We start from the raw sequence: 19,858 nt of genomic DNA, 5'->3' as shown, positions 1-19,858 counted from the left end.
TCATTCCTTGGCCCAACCGGGCGCGCGTTTGTCGAGGAAGGCAGACAGGCCTTCCTGTCCCTCGGGTGAGACCCGCAGGCGGGCAATCAGATCGGCGTTGTCGCTGTCGGCGCGGTCCCGGTCGGTCGTGGACGCGATGCGCGCGACCAGCCGCTTCGCGCCGGCAGCGGCCTGTGGTCCGGCCTTCAGCAAGAGGGCGATCTGCCGCTCGATGGCGGCATCGAGCGCCTCTGCTTCGACGACTTCATGCAGCAGGCCGATCCGCAACGCCGTGGCCGCATCGAAGATCTCCGCCGTCGCGAACCAGCGACGCGCCTCGCGCGCACCGATCGCGGCGATCACGTAGGGCGAGATCACCGCCGGCAGCAGGCCCAGCTTGCTTTCGGTCAGGCCGAACTTCGCCGGCGGCACGCCGATGGCGATATCGCAGCAGGCGACCAGTCCCACGCCGCCGCCGAAAGCCGCGCCGTGCACGCGGGCGATCGTCGGCTTGGGCAGTTCGTCCAGCGTGCGCATGAGGCGGGCGAGGGCGAGGGCGTCCTCGCGGTTCTCGGCCTCGCTGGCCGACGCCATGCCGCGCATCCAGTTCAGGTCGGCACCGGCGGAGAACGAGGCGCCGCTGCCTTCGAGCACGACCACGCGCACCTCGGCGTCGGCCGCCAACTGGTTCAGTGCGGCAGTCAGGTCCGAGATCAGGCCTGCATCGAAGGCGTTGTGGAGGGTGGGGCGGTCCAGCCGGAGACGGGCGATGGCGCCGGTGCGTTCCAGCACGAAGGGGTGTTCCTGCGGGAATTCCGCCATTGCGACCGTTCCTTGCGAAGTCGCTGAATGATAACGGCACGCTGCGTTGCGGCCTTCCTGCACTGCGGCGATGCTACAATGAGAATAGTTCGCATTTGAGAGCCCGGCGTGATCCTGACAGAGCTGCCTTCGCGTACCCCCGCCATCGTCGACACCGTGGAAGACCACGGTCCCCAGGATTCGATCGCCCGTCGCTTGCGCGAACTGGGCTTCGTCAACGGCGAGGAAGTGGAAGTGGTCGCGAAGGGCCCGCTGGGCGCCGAGCCGCTGCTGGTGCAGGTGGGCTTCACCCGCTTCGCGCTGCGCCGCTCCGAAGCCGCGCGCATCCGCCTGCGCAACGGAGCGGGCGTATGAGCGCGGCGGAAGCCTCGACGTTGCGGTTGGCGCTGGTCGGCAACCCGAACTGTGGCAAGACCGCGCTGTTCAACCAGCTGACCGGCAGCCGGCAGAAGGTCGCCAACTACGCCGGCGTGACCGTGGAGCGCAAGGAAGGCCGCCTGCATTCCGCCGCATCCGGCCGCCAGTACGCCGTGCTCGATCTGCCGGGCGCTTACAGCCTGCATGCGGCCAGCCTGGACGAGGCCGTCACCCGCGATGTCTGCCGCGGTTTCTATCCGGGCGAAGCCGCGCCCGACGTGCTCGTCTGCGTCGTCGATGCGACCAACCTGCGCCTGCACCTGCGCTTCGCATTGGAAGTGCGCGAACTCGGCAAGCCGATGATCCTCGCGGTGAACATGATGGATGCCGCGCAGCGTCGCGGCATCGCCATCGACCTCGCCGCGCTGGAGCGCGAACTGGGCGTGCCCGTCGTCGAGACCGTGGCCGTGAAGCACAACGGCGCGCGCGCGCTCATCGAGCAGATCGACCGCACGGCGGCGCGACCGCACGAACCCGCCGCCCGCCTCGCGGAAGGTGCAGACCTGCACGCCGAAACGCGCCGCCTGCTATCGCTGGCGGTCAGCATGCCGACCCGCACCGCGAAGATCGACGATGCGTTGGACCGCTGGTTGCTGCATCCGGTGTTCGGTTTGCTGGCACTGGCGGTGGTGATGTTCCTGATTTTCCAGGCTGTCTATGCCTGGGCCACGCCGATGATGGATTTGATCGAAGCGGGTACAGGCGCGCTGGGCGAGTGGGCCGGGGCCTTCTTGCCGGACGGACCGCTCAACAGTCTGCTGGTGGACGGCATCATCGCGGGTCTGGGTGGCGTGATCGTGTTCCTGCCGCAGATCCTGATCCTGTTCGCCTTCATCCTCGCGCTCGAGGAAAGCGGCTACCTGCCGCGCGCGGCGTTCCTGCTCGACCGCATGATGGCCTCGGCGGGTCTGTCGGGTCGTTCGTTCATTCCGCTGCTCTCGAGTTTCGCCTGCGCCATCCCCGGCATCATGGCCACGCGCAGCATCCAGGACCCGCGTGATCGCCTGGCGACGATCCTGGTTGCGCCGCTGATGACCTGCTCGGCGCGGCTGCCGGTCTACGCGCTGCTGATCGGTGCGTTCATTCCGCAGAAGACCGTCTGGGGCGTCTTCAACCAACAGGGTCTGGTGCTGTTCGGCCTGTATGCCGCCGGTATCGTCAGCGCATTGATCGTGTCATGGGTGATGAAGAAGTGGCGTCGCGACAAAAGCGAGCATGCGCTGCTGCTGGAACTGCCTTCGTACCGCATTCCGCATCCGCGCGACCTGCTGATCGGCCTGTGGGAGCGCGCGATGATCTTCCTCAAGCGCGTCGGCGGGATCATCCTGGCGCTGACCATCCTTCTTTGGTTTCTGCTTAACTTTCCGGCACCGCCGGAAGGCGCGATCGGGCCGGCGATCGACTATAGCTTCGCGGGTCGCATCGGCCATGCCATGGCGGTCTTCTTCTCGCCGCTGGGCTTCAACTGGCAGATCTGCATCGCGCTGATTCCCGGCCTGGCGGCGCGGGAAGTCGCCGTATCGTCGCTGGCCACGATCTATGCGCTCGCTGCCGCCGACGACGACGCTGCGATCCAGGCGTTGACGCCGGTGATCAGCGATGGCTGGTCGCTGGCCACCGCGCTGTCGCTGCTGGTCTGGTTCATCTACGCGCCGATGTGCATCTCTACGCTGGCGACGATCAAGCGCGAGACCAACTCGTGGAAACAGATGGGCTTCGCGACGTTCTACCTGTTCGCGCTGGCCTACCTGGCCTCGCTGGTGACCTACCAGGTGGCCAGCGCCCTGGGCGGTGGCTGAGCCATGGATGTCTCGCTCGCACTGCAATACGCCATCATCGCCATCCTGGTGGTGGCCAGCGTGTGGGTGGTGCTGAAGAAGCAGTTCCCCGGTCCGCTGCGCAAAGCACGGATCGCGATGGCGCTGCCGTTGCTGCGCGAAGGGAATGCGAACTGGCAACGCATGCTGGGGCGCTGGATCGCGCCCGCCGGATCATCTGCCAGCGATGCCGCATGTGGCGGCTGCAGCAGTTGCGGGCCAGACAAGAAAAACTGATCCCGCGAGGTCAGTGCCGCGTGCGGCGGCCTGCGGCCTTGCCCGTGGCAGGGTTGAGCTCGACCGACAGGACGAAGCTACGTTGCTCATGCGGTTGCATCGCGCCGACGCCCACGACCTGGCGGGTCACTTCCTCGCCGCGGTCGTTGCGAATGGACAACACGACGCTGTACTCCCAGGCCGCGCCTTCGGCGGGCGGCTGCAGCGTGCCTTCGATGCGTAGCGGAGTGAGCGCAGGCGCCGCGTTGGCGCCCGCGTCCGGTTCGAAGCGCAGGTGGTGGCGGCAGCCGGGACAGACCGCCGCGCTCTCCAGAATGGTCGCCTTGCAGTGCGGGCAGGTGCGGGTGGCGCCGGCACTGCCAGGGCGGGGTTGGCTCATGCGGCCGCGCCGGACTCCGTACCGCCGGACTTGCCGCCCTTGCTGGCGACTTCGTCCCAGCCGAAATCGGCCTGGCCGCGCATCCGCGAACCCGCGGCGACCGTGAGCGAACCGGCCTTGACGTCGCCGATCAGCACGCCGGAGGCGAGCAGTTCGACGCGCGCGGCCGATTCGATGTTGCCCTCGAGTTCGCCGGCGATGGTGACCTTCTTCGCCCGCACGCCGCCATTGAGCTTGGCGCCGGTCTCGATGGTCAGGTCGCCCTGCACGTTGACGTCGCCCTTGAACTTGCCGGCGATGCGGATGTGGCCCGTACCCTCGATCTTGCCTTCGATGGTCAGGTCGGAGGCGATCAACGATTCCTTCAACGCCTCCTGTGGTGCCCGCTCGGGCGCGCGCGTGCCGGGGGGAGCGGTCACCGTGGGCGAGAAGTCGGCGACGGCCGGCGCCTCACGCACAGCGGCGGGCGTGGGCTCGGGGAGGGGCGGCGTGGCCTCTTTTTTCGCGGGGCCTTGGTCTTTCCAGATGGACATGCAGGGGATGCTCCGGGTGACGTGGACACTGGACTATCGCCAATGGCGGGCCCCTCACGTTGTGATCACGCCTGCCAAACGGCAATGCCACATCGCCCGCGTCGCACCGGTTCACCTGCCAGCCGGAGTTGTCGACGCGCCTCTCACATGTCTGAAGTGGGGGCGAGACTCAGCGCCCGCCGGCGACGTCGATGAACGTGCCCGTCGAATACGCCGCCTGCGTGGAGAGCAGCCACAGGATGGCTTCGGCCACTTCCTCGGGCTGGCCGCCGCGCCGCATCGGCACGAAGGCCTTGACCCGCTCCACCCGTCCAGGTTCGCCACCGTCGGCGTGCATACCGGTGTAGATGAAGCCCGGTCGGACCGCGTTGACGCGTATCCCTTCCTGCGCGACTTCCTGTGCCAGGCCCACGGTCAATGAGTCCATTGCGCCCTTGGATGCGGCGTAGTCGACGTACTCGCCCGGCGAGCCGGTCTTCGCCGCGACCGACGATACGTTGACGATCGCACCGCCCAGGCCGCCGTGACGGGTGGACATCCGTCGCACGGCTTCGCGGCAGCAGAGCAGGGTGCCGGTGACGTTGGTGGCAAGGATGCGGCCAATGCGGGCGGCGTCCATCGCGTCCACGCGCATCTGCGTTTCCAGGATGCCGGCGTTGTTGACCAGTGCGGTCACCGGCCCCAGCGTCTCATCCAGCCGAGCGAACATGGCGACCACGTCCGCTTCGTCCGACACATCGGCGCGCAGGGCGACGGCGCGGCCACCTGCCTCGGTGATCCGCTGCACGATGGAAGCCGCCGCATCCGCATCGAGGCGATAGTTGACCCCGACGGCATAGCCGCGTTCCGCGGCCAGCACGGCGGTTGCCGCGCCGATGCCGCGACTTCCTCCGGTGACGAGAACCACCTGCGATGCCATCGACTACATCCGGAACACGCCGAACTTCGCCGGCTCGATCGGCGCGTTGAGCGACGCCGAGATGCCCAGCCCCAGCACGCGACGCGTGTCGGCGGGGTCAATGATGCCGTCGTCCCACAAGCGGGCCGTGGCGTACCACGGGCTACCCTGGCTTTCGTATTGCTCGCGGATCGGGGCCTTGAACGCGTCCTCGTCCTCTGGCGACCACGTCTTGCCTGCGGCCTCGATGCCGTCGCGCTTTACGGTGGCCAGCACGCTGGCGGCCTGTTCGCCGCCCATCACGCTGATACGCGCATTGGGCCACATCCACAGGAAGCGCGCGCCATAGGCACGCCCGCACATCGCGTAATTGCCGGCGCCGAAACTGCCACCAATGACGACGGTGAACTTGGGTACGGACGAGCACGCGACTGCGGTGACCATCTTCGCCCCGTCCTTGGCGATGCCGGCGTTCTCATACTTGCGGCCGACCATGAAGCCGGTGATGTTCTGCAGGAACACCAGCGGAATGCCGCGCTGGTTGCACAGCTCGATGAAGTGCGCGCCCTTGAGCGCGCTCTCGCCGAACAGGATGCCGTTGTTGGCGATGATGCCGACGGGATAGCCGTGCAGGTGCGCGAAGCCGGTGACCAGCGTCTTGCCGTAGCGCGCCTTGAATTCATCCAGCTCGCTGCCGTCGGTGATGCGGGCGATGACCTCGCGGATGTCGAACGGCCGACGCGTATCCTTCGGCACGATGCCGTAGAGCTCTTCGGCGGCGTAGAGCGGCTCGCGCGCGTCGCGCACGGCGACCGGAACGGATTTGCGCCGGTTGAGATGGCCGACGATGCCGCGCGCGATCTCCAGCGCGTGGCGGTCGTCCTCGGCGAAGTGGTCGGCCACGCCCGATACGCTGGTATGCACGTCGGCGCCGCCGAGCGCTTCGGCATCCACCACTTCGCCGGTGGCGGCCTTTACCAATGGTGGGCCGCCGAGGAAGATCGTGCCCTGCTCGCGGACGATGACGCTTTCGTCGCACATCGCCGGTACGTAGGCGCCGCCGGCGGTGCAGCTGCCCATCACCACCGCGACCTGCGGGATGTTCTCCGCGCTGAGTCGTGCCTGGTTGTAGAAGATGCGGCCGAAGTGCTCGCGGTCCGGGAAGACCTCGTCCTGCAGCGGCAGGAACGCGCCGCCGGAGTCGACCAGGTAGATGCAGGGCAGCCGGTTCTCGCGGGCGATCTCCTGCGCGCGCAGGTGCTTCTTCACCGTCATCGGGAAGTAGGTGCCGCCCTTGACGGTGGCGTCGTTGGCGACGACGACCACTTCCAGCCCCATCACGCGGCCAATGCCGCACACCATGCCGGCCGCCGGTGCCGCACCGTCGTACATGTCTTCGGCGGCGAGCGGCGCGATTTCCAGGAACGGCGAACCCGGGTCGAGCAGGGCGGTGATGCGATCACGCGCAAGCAGCTTGCCGCGCTCGGTGTGCTTGCCACGCGCTTTCTCGCCGCCGCCGTCGGCGGCACGCGCGAGCCGGCGGTCCAGTTCCTGCACAAGCACCCGGTGGTAGGCCGCGTTGGCGGTGAAGTCGGGCGAGCGCGGATCGAGTTGCGAAGCGATGGCAGGCATGCGGCACGCGAAAGCGGGAAAGGCGGCATCAGACCACAAAGCCCGGCATGCGCCAAACCGCAGTGCAAAAGAAAAGGCCCGCTTGCGCGGGCCTTTTCCGATTCGCGCGAAGGCGAGTCGATTACTTCTTGACTTCTTCAGCCTTGGCTTCGGCCTTGTCGGCCACTTCAGCAGCCTTGTCGGCGGTCGCCTGGGCGGCGTCGGCGGTGGCCGAAGCAGCGGCGGCGGCAGCGTCGGTGGCAGCGGCTTCGGTCGCGGCGGCGGCGTCGCCAGCGGCGGCGGTCGCGGCAGCAGCGGCGTCGGAGGTCGCGGCAGCGGCGGCGTCGCCGGCAGCGGAAGCGGCGTCGCCAGCGGCGGCGGCAGCGTCACCCGCGGCAGCGGCGGCCTGGTCGGCGGCAGCGGCGGCGTCGGCGGCGGCGGCGTCGGTGGACTCGCTCTTCGTGCAGGCGCTCAGAGCCAGGACGGCGGCGACCAGCAGGACGGTGCTCTTGATCTTCATGTGGATCCCCAAATCGGTATGTGTGTGGAAGGTGGCGCCGGGAAGGCGACGTGTTCGTCCGTTCAGGAGGCCGAACCGGGATGCCGGACCCGGATACAGAAAAAGCCGCCAGCGAACTGGCGGCTTCTTCAGTTTAACGCTAAATCAGGCAACCGCCAGCAGATTACTGCTTGGTGGCTTCCTTGGCAGCGTCGGTCGCAGCTTCGGCGGTGTCAGCAGCCTGGGCAGCGGCGTCGGCAGCAGCGTCAGCGGCTTCGCCGGTGGTGGCGGCAGCAGCGTCGGTCGCGGCGGTCGAAGCAGCGTCGGCGGCAGCGGCAGCGGCGTCGGCCGACTGCTGGGCGGCGTCGGCGGTGGCTTCGCCAGCGGCGGCCGAGGCGTCGGCAGCAGCCTGGGCTTCGGTCGAAGCGGCAGCGGCGTCAGCGGCGGCGTCAGCAGCCTGCTCCTGGTTCGAGCACGCAGCCAGGGCGAAACCCAGAGCCAGCGCGATCAGAGCCTTGTTCATGGTCATCTTTGCATTTCCTCGTCGTTAGTTAGGCAACGCGCAATTGCGCGCCTGCAACATGATGACAAGCCCATTACCGCTGTCAAGCGGTTGGCCGGTTATCTTTGTCAATCCGTTGTTAAACACTATGGGGCAAAGGAAAACGCGCACGCCTTCGCCCCAAACTGCGCAAAACCTCAGGCCACCTCGACCGCGATCGCGGTCGCTTCGCCACCGCCGATGCACAGGGTCGCGATGCCGCGCTTGAGGCCACGGACGCGCAGCGCGTTGATCAGGGTCACCACCAGGCGGGCACCGGACGCGCCGATCGGATGGCCCAGCGCACAGGCACCGCCGTTGACGTTGACCTTGGCGTGCGGGATGCCCAGTTCCTTGATCGGCGCCATCGCCACCACGGCGAACGCTTCATTGACTTCGAACAGGTCCACCTGGTCCACGGTCCAACCGACCTGCTTCAGCAGCTTGTCGATGGCGGCGACCGGCGCGGTGGTGAACCATTCCGGCGCTTGGGAATAGGTGGCATGGCCGACGATCTTCGCCAACGGCTGCAGGTCGCGCTTGGCGGCTTCGTCGGCGCTCAGCAGGACCGTCGCGGCGGCGCCGTCGGAGATGCTGGACGAGCTGGCAGCGGTGACGCTGCCATCCTTCTTGAAGGCGGGCTTGAGGGTCGGGATCTTGGCGATGTCCGACTTGCCCGGCTGCTCGTCGGTGGCCACCTCGACCTCGCCCTTGCGGGTCGCGACCTTGACCGGGACGATCTCACCGTCGAACGCGCCGGAGGCCTGCGCGGCCTGGGCGCGGGTCACCGATTCGATGGAGTAGGCATCCTGCTCTTCGCGGGTGAAGCCGAACTTGGCCACGGTGGCTTCGGCGAACACGCCCATCGGCTGGCCGTCGTACGGGCTGGTCAGGCCGTCCCACGCCATGTGGTCCACCGCCTGGAAGTTGCCGTAGCGGTTGCCGGTGCGCGAGTTCGGGATCAGGTGCGGGGCATTGCTCATCGATTCCATGCCGCCGGCGACCACGATGCTGGCCGACCCGGCCTTGATCAGGTCATGGCCCAGCATGATCGCCTTCATGCCCGAGCCACAGACCTTGTTGATGGTCGTGGCGCCCGCGGCGTCCGGGATGCCCGCCGCGCGCGAGGCCTGGCGCGCGGGTGCCTGGCCGAGGTTGGCCGGCAGCACGCAGCCCATGATGACCTCGGACACGTCCGCGGCCGGGATGCCCGACTGTTCCAGCGCCGCCGCGATGGCGGCCGCGCCCAGCGTAGGAGTGGGAACGCCGTTGAACTGGCCAAGGAACGAACCGATGGCGGTGCGCTTGGCGGCGGCGATGACGATGTCGGACATGGGGGACTTCCCGCGTGGAGTGAGATCCCGATTATCCCGCCCCGGCCCGACGGCGGGCAAATCGGCCGTTCGTACAGGGTCGCATGCCCCGGCGCGGCGTATGCTCGGGCCGGAGGGGAGAGCTATATGTCAGAAGAATCGTCCGCAGATGCGGTACCGCGCGCCTTTGTCGTGCCCTGCGCGACCCTGGACGCGGGCGCTCCATGGCGCTGGTTGCGCGCCGGCTGGCGAGATCTGCGCCGGGCGCCAGGCCTGTCGTTGCTGTTTGGTGGCGTGATCGTGCTGGTGAGCGCCGGCATCTCGTGGCTGGCCTTCGTGCTGGGCCGGTTCGCGCTGCTGGCGACCCTGTTGTCGGGGTTCGTGTTCGTCGCACCGCTGATCTGCGTAGGCCTGTATTGCGTGAGCCGTGCGCTGGAGCAGGGGCGCACGCCGCGCCTGCGCGATTCGTTCGTGCTCGCCCGTCGCGTGCTGGGGCAGGCGGGCGTATTCGCGCTGGGGCAGGGGGTGATCATCCTGCTGTGGTCGCGCGCCGGGATGATGGTCAGTGCGTTCTTCCCGTTCGATGGAAGCGATCCGGGCGCGTTCTGGGAATTCCTGGCGCTGGGGTCGGCCATCGGCGCGGTGTTCGCCGCGCTGACGTTCGCGGTGACCGCGTTCTCGCTGCCAATGATCGCAGACCGCGACGTCGACATGGTCACGGCCGCCGTCTCCAGCGTGCATGCGGTGATGCGCAACAAGGGCGTGATGGCCGTATGGGGCCTGGTGCTGGTGACCCTGACCGCGATCGGCTTCGCCACCGCGCTACTCGGGCTGGCGATCCTGATGCCCTGGCTGGCCTACGCCAGTTGGCACGCCTATCGGGAAACGCTGGATGCGACTTCGTGGCCAGCCCTGGAAGGGGCTGGCGCGCGGTAGGGCGGGCTTCAGCCCGCCATCACTATCCATGAAGACGGTGGGCCATGGCCCACCCTGCGACGACGGGAGGATCAACCCCGGCCGTCGAACAGCTCCCGCCCGATCAGCATGCGGCGGATTTCATTGGTCCCGGCGCCGATGGCGTAGAGCTTCGCATCGCGCAACAGGCGGCCGGCGGGGTACTCGTTGATGTAGCCGTTGCCACCCAGCGACTGGATCGCTTCCAGCGTCACCTGCACGGCGGCTTCCGACGCGTGCAGCAGGCAGCCTGCCGCCGCGGCGCGCGAACCCTGGCCTTCGTCGAAGCCGCGTGCCACCTGGTAGGCGAAGGCGCGGCTGGACTGCAGCGCGGTGTACATGTCGGCCAGCTTGCCCTGCATCAGGCCGAACGTACCGATGGCCGCGTCGAACTGCTTGCGCTCGCGCACGTAGGGCAGGGTGATGTCGAGCGCGGCCTGCATCAGGCCGATGGGTCCGCCGCTCAGCACCAATCGCTCGGTGTTCAGGCCGCTCATCAGCACGCGCACGCCCTGGTTGACCTCGCCCAGCACGTTCTCGGCGGGGATCTCGCAGTTCTCGAACACCAGTTCGCAGGTGTTGCTGCCGCGCATGCCCAGCTTGTCGAGCTTCTGCGCGGTGGAGAAGCCCTTCATGCCGCGCTCGACGATGAAGGCGGTCATGCACTTGCTGCCCGCATCCTTGCCGGCGGTGCGCATGTAGACCAGCAGCACGTCGGCTTCCGGCCCGTTGGTGATCCACATCTTGTTGCCGTTGGCGACCCAGACACCGTCCCTGAGCTCGGCACGGCAGCTCATCGAACCGACCACGTCGGAGCCGGCGCCCGGTTCGCTCATCGCGAGCGCGCCTTTCCACTCGCCGCTGGACAGCTTCGGCAGGTACTTCGCGCGTTGCGCGGCGTTGCCGTTGAGGTAGAGATTGGACACGCACAGGTTGGAGTGCGCGCCGTAACTCAGGCCGACCGAACCCGACGCCCGCGAGATTTCCTCCATCGCGACCAGGTGGGCCAGATAGCCCATGCCGCTGCCGCCGAACTCGGGGTCGACGGTGATGCCCAGCAGGCCCAGCTCGCCCAGCTTGGGCCACAGGTCCTGCGGGAACGCATTGTCGTGGTCGATCTGCGCCGCACGCGGCGCGATCTCGGTCTGCGCGAACCGCTGCACGGCCTCGCGCAGCGCATCCAACTCTTCGCCCAGCGGAAACCCGCTGACGGTATCCGGTCGCATTCGGTCCTCCCTCCTCCGCGGCCCAACTTCCAGGTTTTCGGTAACGCCTTCGGTCTCAGTGCTCGCCGCGCAGGTGGCCCATGAAGCGCGGCGCGGTGCGGCCCAGCGGCAGCTTCAACTTGCCGATGGCCTTCATGCGCGCCTCGGCGATCTGGTCGGCCGCGTATTGCGGCGCGATGCCTTCCTTCTCGGCCAGGTCGAAGATCTTGCCGACCGTGTGGTAGATCGTCCGCATCATGCGCATCGCGCGTTCGCGGTTGTAGCCGTCGATCTCCAGCGATACGTTCATCACGCCGCCCGCGTTCACCGCGTAGTCCGGCGCGTACAGGATGCCGCGCTTGGCCGCTTCCACGCCTGTCACGTGCGACATCTGGTTGTTCGCGGTGCCGCAGATCACCTTCGCCTTCAGGCGGGGCAGGGTCTGTTCGTTGATCGCGTACTCCAGCGCGCAGGGGCTGAACACGTCCACCGGCAGGTCGTAGATCTCGTCCGGCTTCACCGCTTCGGCGCCGTATTCCTCCACCGCGTGCTCGACCAGCGCCGGGTTGAGGTCGGTGACGAACAGCTTGGCGCCGCGCTCCTTCAGCAGCTTCACGAACTCCATGCCGATGTGGCCCAGGCCCTGCACGGCATAGCTGTACTTGCCGATCTCTTCGTTGCCGAACTTGCGGTTCAGCGTGGCCATCAGGCCCTGCAGTGCGCCGTAGGCGGTGAACGGGGCCGGGTCGCCCGAGCCGCCATGCACCTGGTGCACGCCGACCACGTATTCGGTCTCGCGGTAGACGTTTTCCATGTCGTTGACGTCGGTACCGACGTCCTCGGCGGTGATGTAGCGGCCGCCCAGCGAATCCACGTAGCGGCCGAAGGAACGGAACAGCACCTCGGTCTTGTCCTGGCTGCTGTCGCCGATGATCACGGCCTTGCCGCCTCCGACGTTGAGGCCGGCCAGCGCGTTCTTGTAGGTCATGGTGCGGCTCAGCCGCAGTGCGTCGGTCAGCGCCAGCGCGCTGTCGGCGTAGGGCCGCATGCGCACGCCGCCCAGCGCCGGGCCGAGCACGGTGCTGTGGATGGCGATGATGGCCTTCAGCCCGGCATCCGGGTTGTGGCAGAAGATGACCTGTTCGTGGCCGGAGGTGTCGAGCGTTTCGAAAATCATGGGTGGGCTCCGGTGCGCGGGTGGAACCGGCGCGGGCTTGCCTTCACGGCTAACGGGTTGTCAGAAAAGAAAAAAGCGACGTTTCCGGATTCCGCCGTGGTCGTCGCTGGGCGCCAGTTTAATCCAATCGTCCTCCGGCGAGATGACAGCCGCCTGGGGGCGGGGTGACCTCCGGCCTATTGTGAGAAGCGAACGACCGTGCCATTTCTGTCGCCATGAGTCCCCAGGCCGCCACCCACAAAGGCAATGCCACCCGCGAGATGATCGTCGCGCGGGCCTACGACATCGCTGCCCGGCACGGGCTGGAAGGCCTGTCGATCGGTGAGCTGGCCACGGCCGCCGGCATGTCGAAGAGCGGCGTCTTCGCCCACTTCGGCTCCCGCGAAGACCTGCAGCTGACCGTGCTGGAGTGGACGGCCGAGCGCTATGCACGCGCCGTGATCGGCCCGGCCATCAGCCAACCGCGCGGCCTGCCGCGCCTGCGCGCCATCATGGAACACTGGTTCCAGTGGGTCTGCGACAACCCGGACGGCTGCGTGATCCTGGCCGCCGCCCACGAATACGACGCCCGCCCGGGCCTGCTGCGCGACCGCATCGTCGATTGGCTGCTCCAGCTGCGCCAGCAATTGGTCAAGGCGATCGGCATGTGCATCGACACCGGTGAGCTGTCGCCGAAGACCGATCCGGTCCTGCTTGCGTTCGAACTGTTCGCCGTCGCCCAGGGCCTGCACGACGCCCGGCTTTACGATGCCGAGCAAGCCCCGTTGCTCGCCCGCCGTTCCCTGGACCGCCTGCTGGCGTCCTACGGCGCCCCCGCTGTCTCCACCCCCGCCTGACGCCCCCGAGGTCCACCGCCATGGCTGCTGTCACTGTCCGTCAAAATAGCACGACCGTTCGTAAACCCCTCGCACTGCGTCTTCTGAGCGCCCGTCTCGCCGTCGGCAGCTGGCTCGCCCCGCGCAGCACGCTGACCCGGGCGTTCCAGCTGTTCTGCACGCCCATGCCCGGTGCCCGCACGCGGGCCAGGCAGGCCGACACCGGCGGCGCGCGCCTGGGCGAACTGGCCTTCGGCCGCGAACGCCTGACTACCTATACGTGGGGGGATCCGGCCCGCGAACCGACGGTGCTGCTGGCCCATGGCTGGTCCAGCTTCGGCCTGCGCTTCCTGCCGTGGGTGGAACCGCTGCGCCGCGCCGGCTATGCCGTGGTGACGTTCGACCAGCCCGCGCATGGCCGCAGCAGCGGACGCCGCGCCACGCTGCCGATGTTCGCCGAAGCGATCGCCCGGGTCGCCGACCACACCGGTCCGCTGGCCGCCGTCGTCGGTCATTCGCTCGGCGGCGCCGCAAGCGCGATCGCAATGGCGCGCGGGCTGCAGGCCGAGCGCGTGATCCTGCTGGCGCCCGCCGCCGATCCGTTCGATGCCGCGCGCCGCTTCGGCGGCATGGTGGGGCTGGCGCAGTTCCTCAGCCGGCGGTTGTTCGACGAGTACCAGGAACTCACCGCGCACGACATCCGCGATCTGCACGCGCAGGCCACCGCGCCGCAGATCGCGCGGCCCGGCTTGGTCGTGCACGACCTGGAAGACACCGACGTGCCGTGGTGCGAAGGCGAGCGTTACGCGCGCTACTGGCCGCAGGCCACGCTGCTCAGCACGAACGGGCTCGGCCACCATCGCGTGACCATCGCGCCGGAAACGCTCGATGCCGCCTTGCGCTTCCTGCGCGGCGAAACCGTCGGCCAGCGCGTGGTGTCCACGCGCGAGCTGCCGTTCGGCCTGTGCTGACGCGAACGGCGTGACCGCACGCCACCGTAGGGTGCGCGTGCGGCGTCCACTGGTGTGCAATTGGTGAGGTGATCACGCGCGAGCGGCTACAATCCCGCGCCTGTCCGTCCTGCAAGTGAGCACGCGTGAGTACACCCGCCAGCCAGTTCCCCGCCACCCAGGCCGACGCCACGCCGCTGCGCTTCGTCACCGCTGCCAGCCTGTTCGACGGGCACGACGCGGCCATCAACATCATGCGCCGCCTGATCCAGGGCGAGGGCGCGGAAGTGATCCACCTGGGCCACAACCGCAGCGTCGAGGACGTCGTCCGCGCCGCGCTGCAGGAAGACGCCGACGGCATCGCGCTGTCCAGCTACCAGGGCGGGCACGTCGAGTACTTCAAGTACATGGTCGACATGCTGAAGGAGCGCGGCGCCGGCCACGTGCGTGTGTTCGGCGGCGGCGGCGGCACCATCACGCCGGAAGAGATCGCCGAACTGCAGGCCTACGGCGTGGAGCGCATCTACCACCCGAACGACGGCATGAAGATGGGCCTGGTGGAAATGATCCAGGACGTGGTCAAGCGCGCCGAAGAAGGCCGCGTGCAGGTCGCCGCCGATCGCGACGCCGCGCCCGCGCAGCCGAAGCTCACCGACGAGGCGGGCATCGGCCGCGTGCTCAGCGCCATCGAGGACGGCCGCTATTCCGACGCCGACCTGGAGAAGCTGCGCGCGCAGTGGGCCAAGGGCCCGCATGCGCCGTTCCCCGCGCGGCCCACGCCGGTGGTCGGCATCACCGGCACCGGCGGCGCCGGCAAGTCGTCGGTCACCGACGAACTGATGAACCGTTTCCTGTCCTGCTTCCCGCAGATGCATATCGCGGTGATTTCGGTCGATCCCACCCGTCGCCGCACCGGCGGCGCGCTGCTCGGCGACCGCATCCGCATGAACGCGCTGCGCAGCGACCGCATCTACATGCGCTCGATGGCCACGCGCCGCCAGCACGTGGCGACCAATGCAGTGTTGAAGGACTGCATCGCGTTCCTGAAGTCGCTGGGCTTTGACCTGGTGATCGTCGAGACCGCCGGCATCGGCCAGAGCGATTCGGAAATCGTCGACCTGGTCGACTTCCCGATGTACGTGATGACCAGCGACTACGGCGCGGCCAGCCAGCTGGAGAAGATCGACATGATCGACTTCGCCGAGTTGATCGTGCTGAACAAGTACGACAAGCGCGGCGCCGAAGACGCGCTGCGCGACGTGCGCAAGCAGTGGAAGCGCAACCGCGTGGCGTTCCAGACGCCGGACGCCGACGTGCCGGTGTATCCCACCATCGCCAGCCAGTTCAACGACCCCGGCGTCAGCTGGATGTTCGCCAACCTGTGCCGCCTGCTGCGCGAGAAGCTGCAGCTGCCGGCCGAGAAGTGGACGCCCGCGCTCGATACCGAACTGAAGGAGCCGCGCGCCACCGTGCTGATTCCCGGCAGCCGCGTGCGCTACCTGGCCGAGATCGCCGAACAGGGCCGCGGCATCAACCGCCGCATCGAGACCGAAGCCGAGACCGCCAGCCGCGCGCAGCATTACTGGAACGCGCTGAAGGACCTCGGCGACGCCGCACTGCCCAAGGCGCTGGAGCTGTACGCCAACGACGATCTCGTAGGGCGGGCCTCGGCCCGCCATCCGGAGGCGGGCGAGGTCAACGATGGCGGGCCAGGGCCCGCCCTACAGGTGGATCGTTCGTTGCTGACGTTGCGTCAGCGCTACAACGATGCCATCCAGTCGCTGTCGTCCGACGCGTTGAAGCTGCTGCGTGAGTGGCCGGCCCGGCACAAGGCCGTCACCGATCCGGTCAACGAGTACCAAGTGCGCGGCAAGACCATCCGCATCGAGAACTACCGCGAATCGCTCAGCCACCAGCAGATCCCGAAGATCGCGCCGCCGCCGTACCAGGGCTGGGGCGAACTGCTGACGTTCCTGCAGAAAGAGAACCTGCCCGGCAGCTATCCGTACACCGGCGGCGTGTATCCGTACCGCCGCACCGGCGAGGATCCCATCCGCATGTTCGCCGGCGAAGGCACGCCGGAGCGCACCAACCGCCGCTTCCATTACCTGTCGGTCGGCCAGCCGGCCGCGCGCCTGTCCACCGCGTTCGACAGCGTCACGCTGTACGGCGAGGACCCGGCGCCGCGCCCGGACATCTACGGCAAGATCGGCAACTCCGGCGTCAACATCCCCACGCTGGACGACATGAAGAAGCTGTACTCCGGCTTCGACCTATGCGCGCCGACCACCTCGGTGTCGATGACGATCAACGGTCCGGCGCCGATCATCCTGGCGATGTTCATGAACACCGCCGTCGACCAGCAGGTGGAGAAGTACCTGAAGGCCGACGACGCGCGCTGGGCCGACGCGAGCGCGAAGATCGATGCGTTCTTCGAAGGTCGCGCGCGTCCGCAGTACCACGGCGAACTGCCGCCGACCAACAACGGCCTCGGCCTGGGCCTGCTGGGCATCACCGGCGACCAGCTGGTCGATGAAGACACCTACACCCGCATCAAGACCGAGACGCTGGCCACCGTGCGCGGCACCGTGCAGGCCGACATCCTCAAGGAAGACCAGGCGCAGAACACCTGCATCTTCAGCACGGAGTTCGCCCTGCGCATGATGGGCGACATCCAGCAGTACTTCGTCGACCACGCGGTGCGCAATTTCTACTCGGTGTCGATTTCGGGCTACCACATCGCCGAGGCCGGGGCGAACCCGATCAGCCAGCTCGCTTTCACCCTGAGCAACGGCTTCACCATCGTGGAGTACTACCTGGCCCGCGGCATGAAGATCGACGACTTCGCGCCCAACCTGTCGTTCTTCTTCAGCAACGGCATGGACCCGGAGTACACCGTCATCGGCCGCGTCGCCCGCCGCATCTGGGCGCGCGCCATGCGCGAGCGCTACGGCGCCAACGAGCGCAGCCAGATGATGAAGTACCACATCCAGACCTCCGGCCGGTCGCTGCACGCGCAGGAAATCCAGTTCAACGACATCCGCACCACGCTGCAGGCGCTGTACGCGTTGTTCGACAACTGCAACAGCCTGCACACGAACGCGTACGACGAGGCGATCACCACGCCGACGGAAGAAAGCGTGCGCCGCGCGGTCGCCATCCAGATGATCATCAACAAGGAGCTGGGGCTGAACTTCAACGAGAACCCCTGGCAGGGCAGCTTCGTCGTCGACCAGCTGACCGACATCGTGGAAGAGGCGGTCTACAAGGAGTTCGAAGCCATCAGCGAGCGCGGCGGCGTGCTCGGCGCGATGGACACCATGTACCAGCGCGGCAAGATCCAGGAAGAGTCGCTCTACTACGAGCACAAGAAGCACGACGGCAGCCTGCCGCTGGTGGGTGTGAACACCTTCCTGCCGCGCGAGCACGGCGGCGAGATCGCCACCGAGATCGAGCTGATCCGCTCGACCGAGGAAGAGAAGGGCCAGCAGATCGCCAACGTCCGCGCCTGGCAGGCCTCGCGCAACGCGCTGGCGCCGGAAGGCGAAACCGACCACAGCCACGCCACCGCGCTGGAAGAACACGCCGACCCGGAAATCCACGACGGCCACGGCCTGGCCTACCTGCAACGCACCGCCCGCGAACGCCGCAACGTGTTCGCCGCCCTGGTCGAAGCGGTCAAGACGCACAGCCTGGGGCAGATCAGCCACGCGCTGTACGACGTGGGTGGCGAGTACCGGCGGAACATGTAAGCCGCCACCCCCGTCCCTCGAAAGGCCCGCATCTGCGGGCCTTTTGTTTGCCCGAGAGTGGCTATGACGGATTGCGTTACATAACGGATGGCGTTATGGTAGTGCCGTGATCCGGGACTTCGCCGACAAGGAAGCCGAGAAAGTCTGGAACGGCACGCCTTCGCGGCGTCTGCCGTCCGACATGCAGGCCGTTGCCCGTCGCAAGCTGCGCATGCTGAACAACGCGGCGACGTTGGACGATCTGCGTATCCCGCCGGCGAACCGGCTGGAAGCGCTGAAAGGCGACCGCAAGGGCCAGCACAGTATCCGGATCAACGATCAATGGCGCGTCTGCTTCCGCTGGAAGGACGGCGACGTGCACGACGTGGAAATCGTCGATTACCACTGAACTGTCACCAGAGGAGTTCTTCCATGAAGACCCTGCCCAATATCCATCCCGGTGAAGTGCTGCTGGAAGAGTTCCTGCTGCCGATGGGGATCAGCCAGAACGCGCTGGCGCGCGCCGCCAACGTGCCGCCGCGCCGTATCAATGAGATCGTGCTTGGAAAGCGCGGCATCACCGCCGACACGGCAGTCAGGCTGGCTGCCGCACTGGGTACGAGCGAGCGTTTCTGGCTGGGTCTGCAGGCGGACTACGATCTGGAAGAGGCACATCGCGTGCTGGGAAAGGCGGTTGCGCGGATCGAGCGGATCGCGGCGTGAACCCTGCGCGACAAGGCGCCGCTCGACCGACCACGAAAAACCCCGCTTCGGCGGGGTTTTTCTTTGCGGATCACGAAGTCGGCTTTTGTAGGCTGGGTCGACAGACCCAGCATCGCGTGCGCGGAAACTTCCGATGCTGGGTCTGTCGACCCAGCCTACGGGTCCGTCAGCGATACGCCCCCGGCCCGCGCCAGATCAGTTCGCCTCGGCGGTAGACGCGTTCGACGGTGACCACGTCGCGGGCGTCGCCGATGCCGGCCATGGCGGGGTCGTTCGGTTGCACCAGGCGGCAGCCGCCGGAGCCGCGGCGGGCGACGATCTCCAGGGGGCAGACCATGTATTCGCGGCGGCCGGGCAGGGGGAAGGAGAGTTCGGTCATGCCGCGGGCCTGCCATTCCTGCACGCGGATCTCGTTGCGCAGGTCGTAATAGATCTGGTGGCCGTCCACATCCATGCTGGGGCTGGCGGCGTTGTCCTGGCCACGGCCTTCGCTGCGGCCGCTGCCGGTGGTATAGCCGCGGTTTTCGGGGGCGGTGTCCTGGGCGAGCATGCCGGGCGGTTGGCCCCATTGGGCGGAGCGGCGCCAGGCGGGTTGGCTGGCGGGCGGCCGGGTCTGGGGTTGGGGCAGGGCCTGTTCGGAGGAGGTCGGTTGGGGCGCGGCTTCTTCTTCGGCCACGGGGTTCTCGGCCTCGGTCACGCGGGTGGCGTCGACGGGCGAGGTGACGGGGGTGGTCACCAGGGGTTTGAGGGGCTTGGGGCGTTCGCGCGGGGTCTGGACGCCGGTCGGCGGGACAGGCGGGCGCTGGTCGTCGCGGTCGGTCTCGCCCAGGAAGTCCACTTTGACGCGCGCACCGCCGCTGCTGCTGCCCTCGGGCGGGGCCAGTTCCAGCTGGGAGGTGTACAGCAGGGCCAGCACGAACAGGACGTGCACCAACAGGCTGACCAGAACGCCGATCCGGCGCTCCTTCTGCTTGATGTAGACGTCTTCCCTGTCCAGCGGGTGGAGCAACGCCGCGCGGGTGCGGCTTGGCGCGTCGCTCATGTGGGGGTGAGGGCGTGGGTAGGGGAGGGCATTGGGGGCTAGATGGCGCGCGGTTCGAAACTTGGCGTCATGGAGGTGGGTAAACGTCGCTAAGGGTACAAGCCACACCTTAGAGCAGTCCAAGTTGCCGCCGTTGTCCAGACACCAAAGTACAGTGATGATGTAGACTTGCGCTTGAATTTGTGAATTTTTCTCAAAAAACCCCCGGAGTCGCG

The 19,858-nt window shown here is 67.6% G+C and carries 20 protein-coding genes; 9 read left to right on the top strand and 11 right to left on the bottom strand.

All coding sequences use genetic code 11. The features are described from left to right. Window positions 1-801, bottom strand: a complete 801-nt coding sequence (locus ACSION_RS12620; protein ID WP_435306173.1) for an enoyl-CoA hydratase-related protein — start codon at window positions 799-801, stop codon at window positions 1-3. Window positions 802-909: 108 nt separating this feature from the next. Here ACSION_RS12620 and ACSION_RS12615 point away from each other — a divergent pair, with 108 nt between their 5' ends. The 3 genes from ACSION_RS12615 to ACSION_RS12605 are packed head-to-tail and all read left to right on the top strand — an operon-like array spanning window position 910 to window position 3,272. Beyond that, entirely contained in the window at window positions 910-1,155 is a 246-nt protein-coding gene (locus ACSION_RS12615) for a FeoA family protein (protein WP_435306172.1), read from the top strand. After that, window positions 1,152-3,017, top strand: a complete 1,866-nt coding sequence (feoB, locus tag ACSION_RS12610) for a ferrous iron transport protein B (protein WP_435306171.1) — start codon at window positions 1,152-1,154, stop codon at window positions 3,015-3,017. Before ACSION_RS12615 ends, feoB begins: the two co-directional genes overlap by 4 nt. Before the next feature lie 3 nt (window positions 3,018-3,020). Continuing rightward, on the top strand, window positions 3,021-3,272 hold the full coding sequence (locus ACSION_RS12605) for a DUF6587 family protein (protein ID WP_435306170.1): 252 nt from the start codon (window positions 3,021-3,023) through the stop codon (window positions 3,270-3,272). A gap of 10 nt (window positions 3,273-3,282) precedes the next feature. Here ACSION_RS12605 and ACSION_RS12600 read toward each other — a convergent pair whose 3' ends face one another. The 7 genes from ACSION_RS12600 to ACSION_RS12570 all read right to left on the bottom strand — a co-directional run bounded on the left by ACSION_RS12600 (window position 3,283) and on the right by ACSION_RS12570 (window position 9,067). Then, complete coding sequence (locus ACSION_RS12600) at window positions 3,283-3,651, bottom strand: hypothetical protein (protein WP_435306169.1); 369 nt, start codon at window positions 3,649-3,651, stop codon at window positions 3,283-3,285. Continuing rightward, window positions 3,648-4,184, bottom strand: a complete 537-nt coding sequence (locus ACSION_RS12595; protein ID WP_056880476.1) for a bactofilin family protein — start codon at window positions 4,182-4,184, stop codon at window positions 3,648-3,650. The genes ACSION_RS12600 and ACSION_RS12595 overlap by 4 nt, the downstream gene beginning before the upstream one ends. A gap of 169 nt (window positions 4,185-4,353) precedes the next feature. Next, a complete protein-coding gene (locus ACSION_RS12590; RefSeq protein WP_435306168.1) occupies window positions 4,354-5,103 on the bottom strand; it encodes an SDR family oxidoreductase in 750 nt (249 codons plus the stop codon). Window positions 5,104-5,106: 3 nt separating this feature from the next. Further along, a complete protein-coding gene (locus tag ACSION_RS12585) occupies window positions 5,107-6,714 on the bottom strand; it encodes a carboxyl transferase domain-containing protein (RefSeq protein ID WP_435306167.1) in 1,608 nt (535 codons plus the stop codon). 121 nt (window positions 6,715-6,835) lie between these two features. Next, window positions 6,836-7,213, bottom strand: a complete 378-nt coding sequence (locus tag ACSION_RS12580; protein ID WP_435306166.1) for a hypothetical protein — start codon at window positions 7,211-7,213, stop codon at window positions 6,836-6,838. A 163-nt stretch (window positions 7,214-7,376) separates the two neighbouring features. Further along, window positions 7,377-7,721 (bottom strand): hypothetical protein, encoded by a 345-nt coding sequence (locus tag ACSION_RS12575; protein ID WP_056880473.1) that lies wholly within the window; start codon window positions 7,719-7,721, stop codon window positions 7,377-7,379. 170 nt (window positions 7,722-7,891) lie between these two features. Further along, window positions 7,892-9,067 (bottom strand): thiolase family protein, encoded by a 1,176-nt coding sequence (locus ACSION_RS12570; RefSeq protein ID WP_435306165.1) that lies wholly within the window; start codon window positions 9,065-9,067, stop codon window positions 7,892-7,894. Window positions 9,068-9,193: 126 nt separating this feature from the next. Between ACSION_RS12570 and ACSION_RS12565 the strand changes: the two genes are divergently transcribed. Next, window positions 9,194-9,982, top strand: coding sequence for a DUF2189 domain-containing protein (locus ACSION_RS12565; RefSeq protein ID WP_435306164.1), 789 nt, complete (start codon window positions 9,194-9,196; stop codon window positions 9,980-9,982). A gap of 71 nt (window positions 9,983-10,053) precedes the next feature. Here the strand turns inward: ACSION_RS12565 and ACSION_RS12560 are convergent, their stop codons facing one another. Further along, window positions 10,054-11,226: an isovaleryl-CoA dehydrogenase gene (locus ACSION_RS12560; protein ID WP_142125240.1), complete on the bottom strand. Its 1,173-nt coding sequence runs from the start codon at window positions 11,224-11,226 to the stop codon at window positions 10,054-10,056. 55 nt (window positions 11,227-11,281) lie between these two features. Continuing rightward, window positions 11,282-12,382, bottom strand: coding sequence for a Glu/Leu/Phe/Val dehydrogenase dimerization domain-containing protein (locus ACSION_RS12555; RefSeq protein ID WP_093486393.1), 1,101 nt, complete (start codon window positions 12,380-12,382; stop codon window positions 11,282-11,284). A 215-nt stretch (window positions 12,383-12,597) separates the two neighbouring features. On the opposite strand from ACSION_RS12555, the gene ACSION_RS12550 reads away from it, so the two are divergent. The 5 genes from ACSION_RS12550 (at window position 12,598) to ACSION_RS12530 (ending at window position 18,601) form a co-directional block, all read left to right on the top strand. Then, entirely contained in the window at window positions 12,598-13,218 is a 621-nt protein-coding gene (locus ACSION_RS12550; RefSeq protein ID WP_093486391.1) for a TetR/AcrR family transcriptional regulator, read from the top strand. A gap of 20 nt (window positions 13,219-13,238) precedes the next feature. Continuing rightward, window positions 13,239-14,168, top strand: a complete 930-nt coding sequence (locus ACSION_RS12545) for an alpha/beta hydrolase (protein ID WP_435306163.1) — start codon at window positions 13,239-13,241, stop codon at window positions 14,166-14,168. A 125-nt stretch (window positions 14,169-14,293) separates the two neighbouring features. Continuing rightward, complete coding sequence (locus ACSION_RS12540) at window positions 14,294-17,899, top strand: methylmalonyl-CoA mutase family protein (RefSeq protein WP_435306162.1); 3,606 nt, start codon at window positions 14,294-14,296, stop codon at window positions 17,897-17,899. Window positions 17,900-18,005: 106 nt separating this feature from the next. Beyond that, window positions 18,006-18,287: a type II toxin-antitoxin system RelE/ParE family toxin gene (locus ACSION_RS12535; RefSeq protein ID WP_435306161.1), complete on the top strand. Its 282-nt coding sequence runs from the start codon at window positions 18,006-18,008 to the stop codon at window positions 18,285-18,287. Window positions 18,288-18,310: 23 nt separating this feature from the next. Beyond that, on the top strand, window positions 18,311-18,601 hold the full coding sequence (locus ACSION_RS12530) for a HigA family addiction module antitoxin (RefSeq protein ID WP_435306160.1): 291 nt from the start codon (window positions 18,311-18,313) through the stop codon (window positions 18,599-18,601). A 166-nt stretch (window positions 18,602-18,767) separates the two neighbouring features. Here the strand turns inward: ACSION_RS12530 and ACSION_RS12525 are convergent, their stop codons facing one another. Further along, the gene (locus ACSION_RS12525; protein WP_435306159.1) at window positions 18,768-19,643 is read right to left on the bottom strand and encodes a type II toxin-antitoxin system RelE/ParE family toxin; all 876 of its coding nucleotides are present in this window, start codon (window positions 19,641-19,643) and stop codon (window positions 18,768-18,770) included. Window positions 19,644-19,858 lie beyond the last annotated feature (215 nt).

Source organism: Pseudoxanthomonas sp. LjRoot125 (genome assembly GCF_964252705.1).
Taxonomy (GTDB): domain Bacteria; phylum Pseudomonadota; class Gammaproteobacteria; order Xanthomonadales; family Xanthomonadaceae; genus Pseudoxanthomonas_A.
This window is presented reverse-complemented; position numbering and strand designations above follow the sequence as displayed.

Coding starts and splice junctions, on each gene's coding strand:
- ACSION_RS12585 (WP_435306167.1), bottom strand. CDS start 6,714: ATGCCTGCCATCGCTTCGCAACTCGATCCGCGCTCGCCCGACTTCACC.
- ACSION_RS12565 (WP_435306164.1), top strand. CDS start 9,194: ATGTCAGAAGAATCGTCCGCAGATGCGGTACCGCGCGCCTTTGTCGTG.
- ACSION_RS12580 (WP_435306166.1), bottom strand. CDS start 7,213: ATGAAGATCAAGAGCACCGTCCTGCTGGTCGCCGCCGTCCTGGCTCTG.
- ACSION_RS12545 (WP_435306163.1), top strand. CDS start 13,239: ATGGCTGCTGTCACTGTCCGTCAAAATAGCACGACCGTTCGTAAACCC.
- ACSION_RS12550 (WP_093486391.1), top strand. CDS start 12,598: ATGAGTCCCCAGGCCGCCACCCACAAAGGCAATGCCACCCGCGAGATG.
- feoB (WP_435306171.1), top strand. CDS start 1,152: ATGAGCGCGGCGGAAGCCTCGACGTTGCGGTTGGCGCTGGTCGGCAAC.
- ACSION_RS12560 (WP_142125240.1), bottom strand. CDS start 11,226: ATGCGACCGGATACCGTCAGCGGGTTTCCGCTGGGCGAAGAGTTGGAT.
- ACSION_RS12575 (WP_056880473.1), bottom strand. CDS start 7,721: ATGACCATGAACAAGGCTCTGATCGCGCTGGCTCTGGGTTTCGCCCTG.
- ACSION_RS12525 (WP_435306159.1), bottom strand. CDS start 19,643: ATGAGCGACGCGCCAAGCCGCACCCGCGCGGCGTTGCTCCACCCGCTG.
- ACSION_RS12605 (WP_435306170.1), top strand. CDS start 3,021: ATGGATGTCTCGCTCGCACTGCAATACGCCATCATCGCCATCCTGGTG.
- ACSION_RS12555 (WP_093486393.1), bottom strand. CDS start 12,382: ATGATTTTCGAAACGCTCGACACCTCCGGCCACGAACAGGTCATCTTC.
- ACSION_RS12570 (WP_435306165.1), bottom strand. CDS start 9,067: ATGTCCGACATCGTCATCGCCGCCGCCAAGCGCACCGCCATCGGTTCG.
- ACSION_RS12530 (WP_435306160.1), top strand. CDS start 18,311: ATGAAGACCCTGCCCAATATCCATCCCGGTGAAGTGCTGCTGGAAGAG.
- ACSION_RS12600 (WP_435306169.1), bottom strand. CDS start 3,651: ATGAGCCAACCCCGCCCTGGCAGTGCCGGCGCCACCCGCACCTGCCCG.
- ACSION_RS12590 (WP_435306168.1), bottom strand. CDS start 5,103: ATGGCATCGCAGGTGGTTCTCGTCACCGGAGGAAGTCGCGGCATCGGC.
- ACSION_RS12595 (WP_056880476.1), bottom strand. CDS start 4,184: ATGTCCATCTGGAAAGACCAAGGCCCCGCGAAAAAAGAGGCCACGCCG.
- ACSION_RS12620 (WP_435306173.1), bottom strand. CDS start 801: ATGGCGGAATTCCCGCAGGAACACCCCTTCGTGCTGGAACGCACCGGC.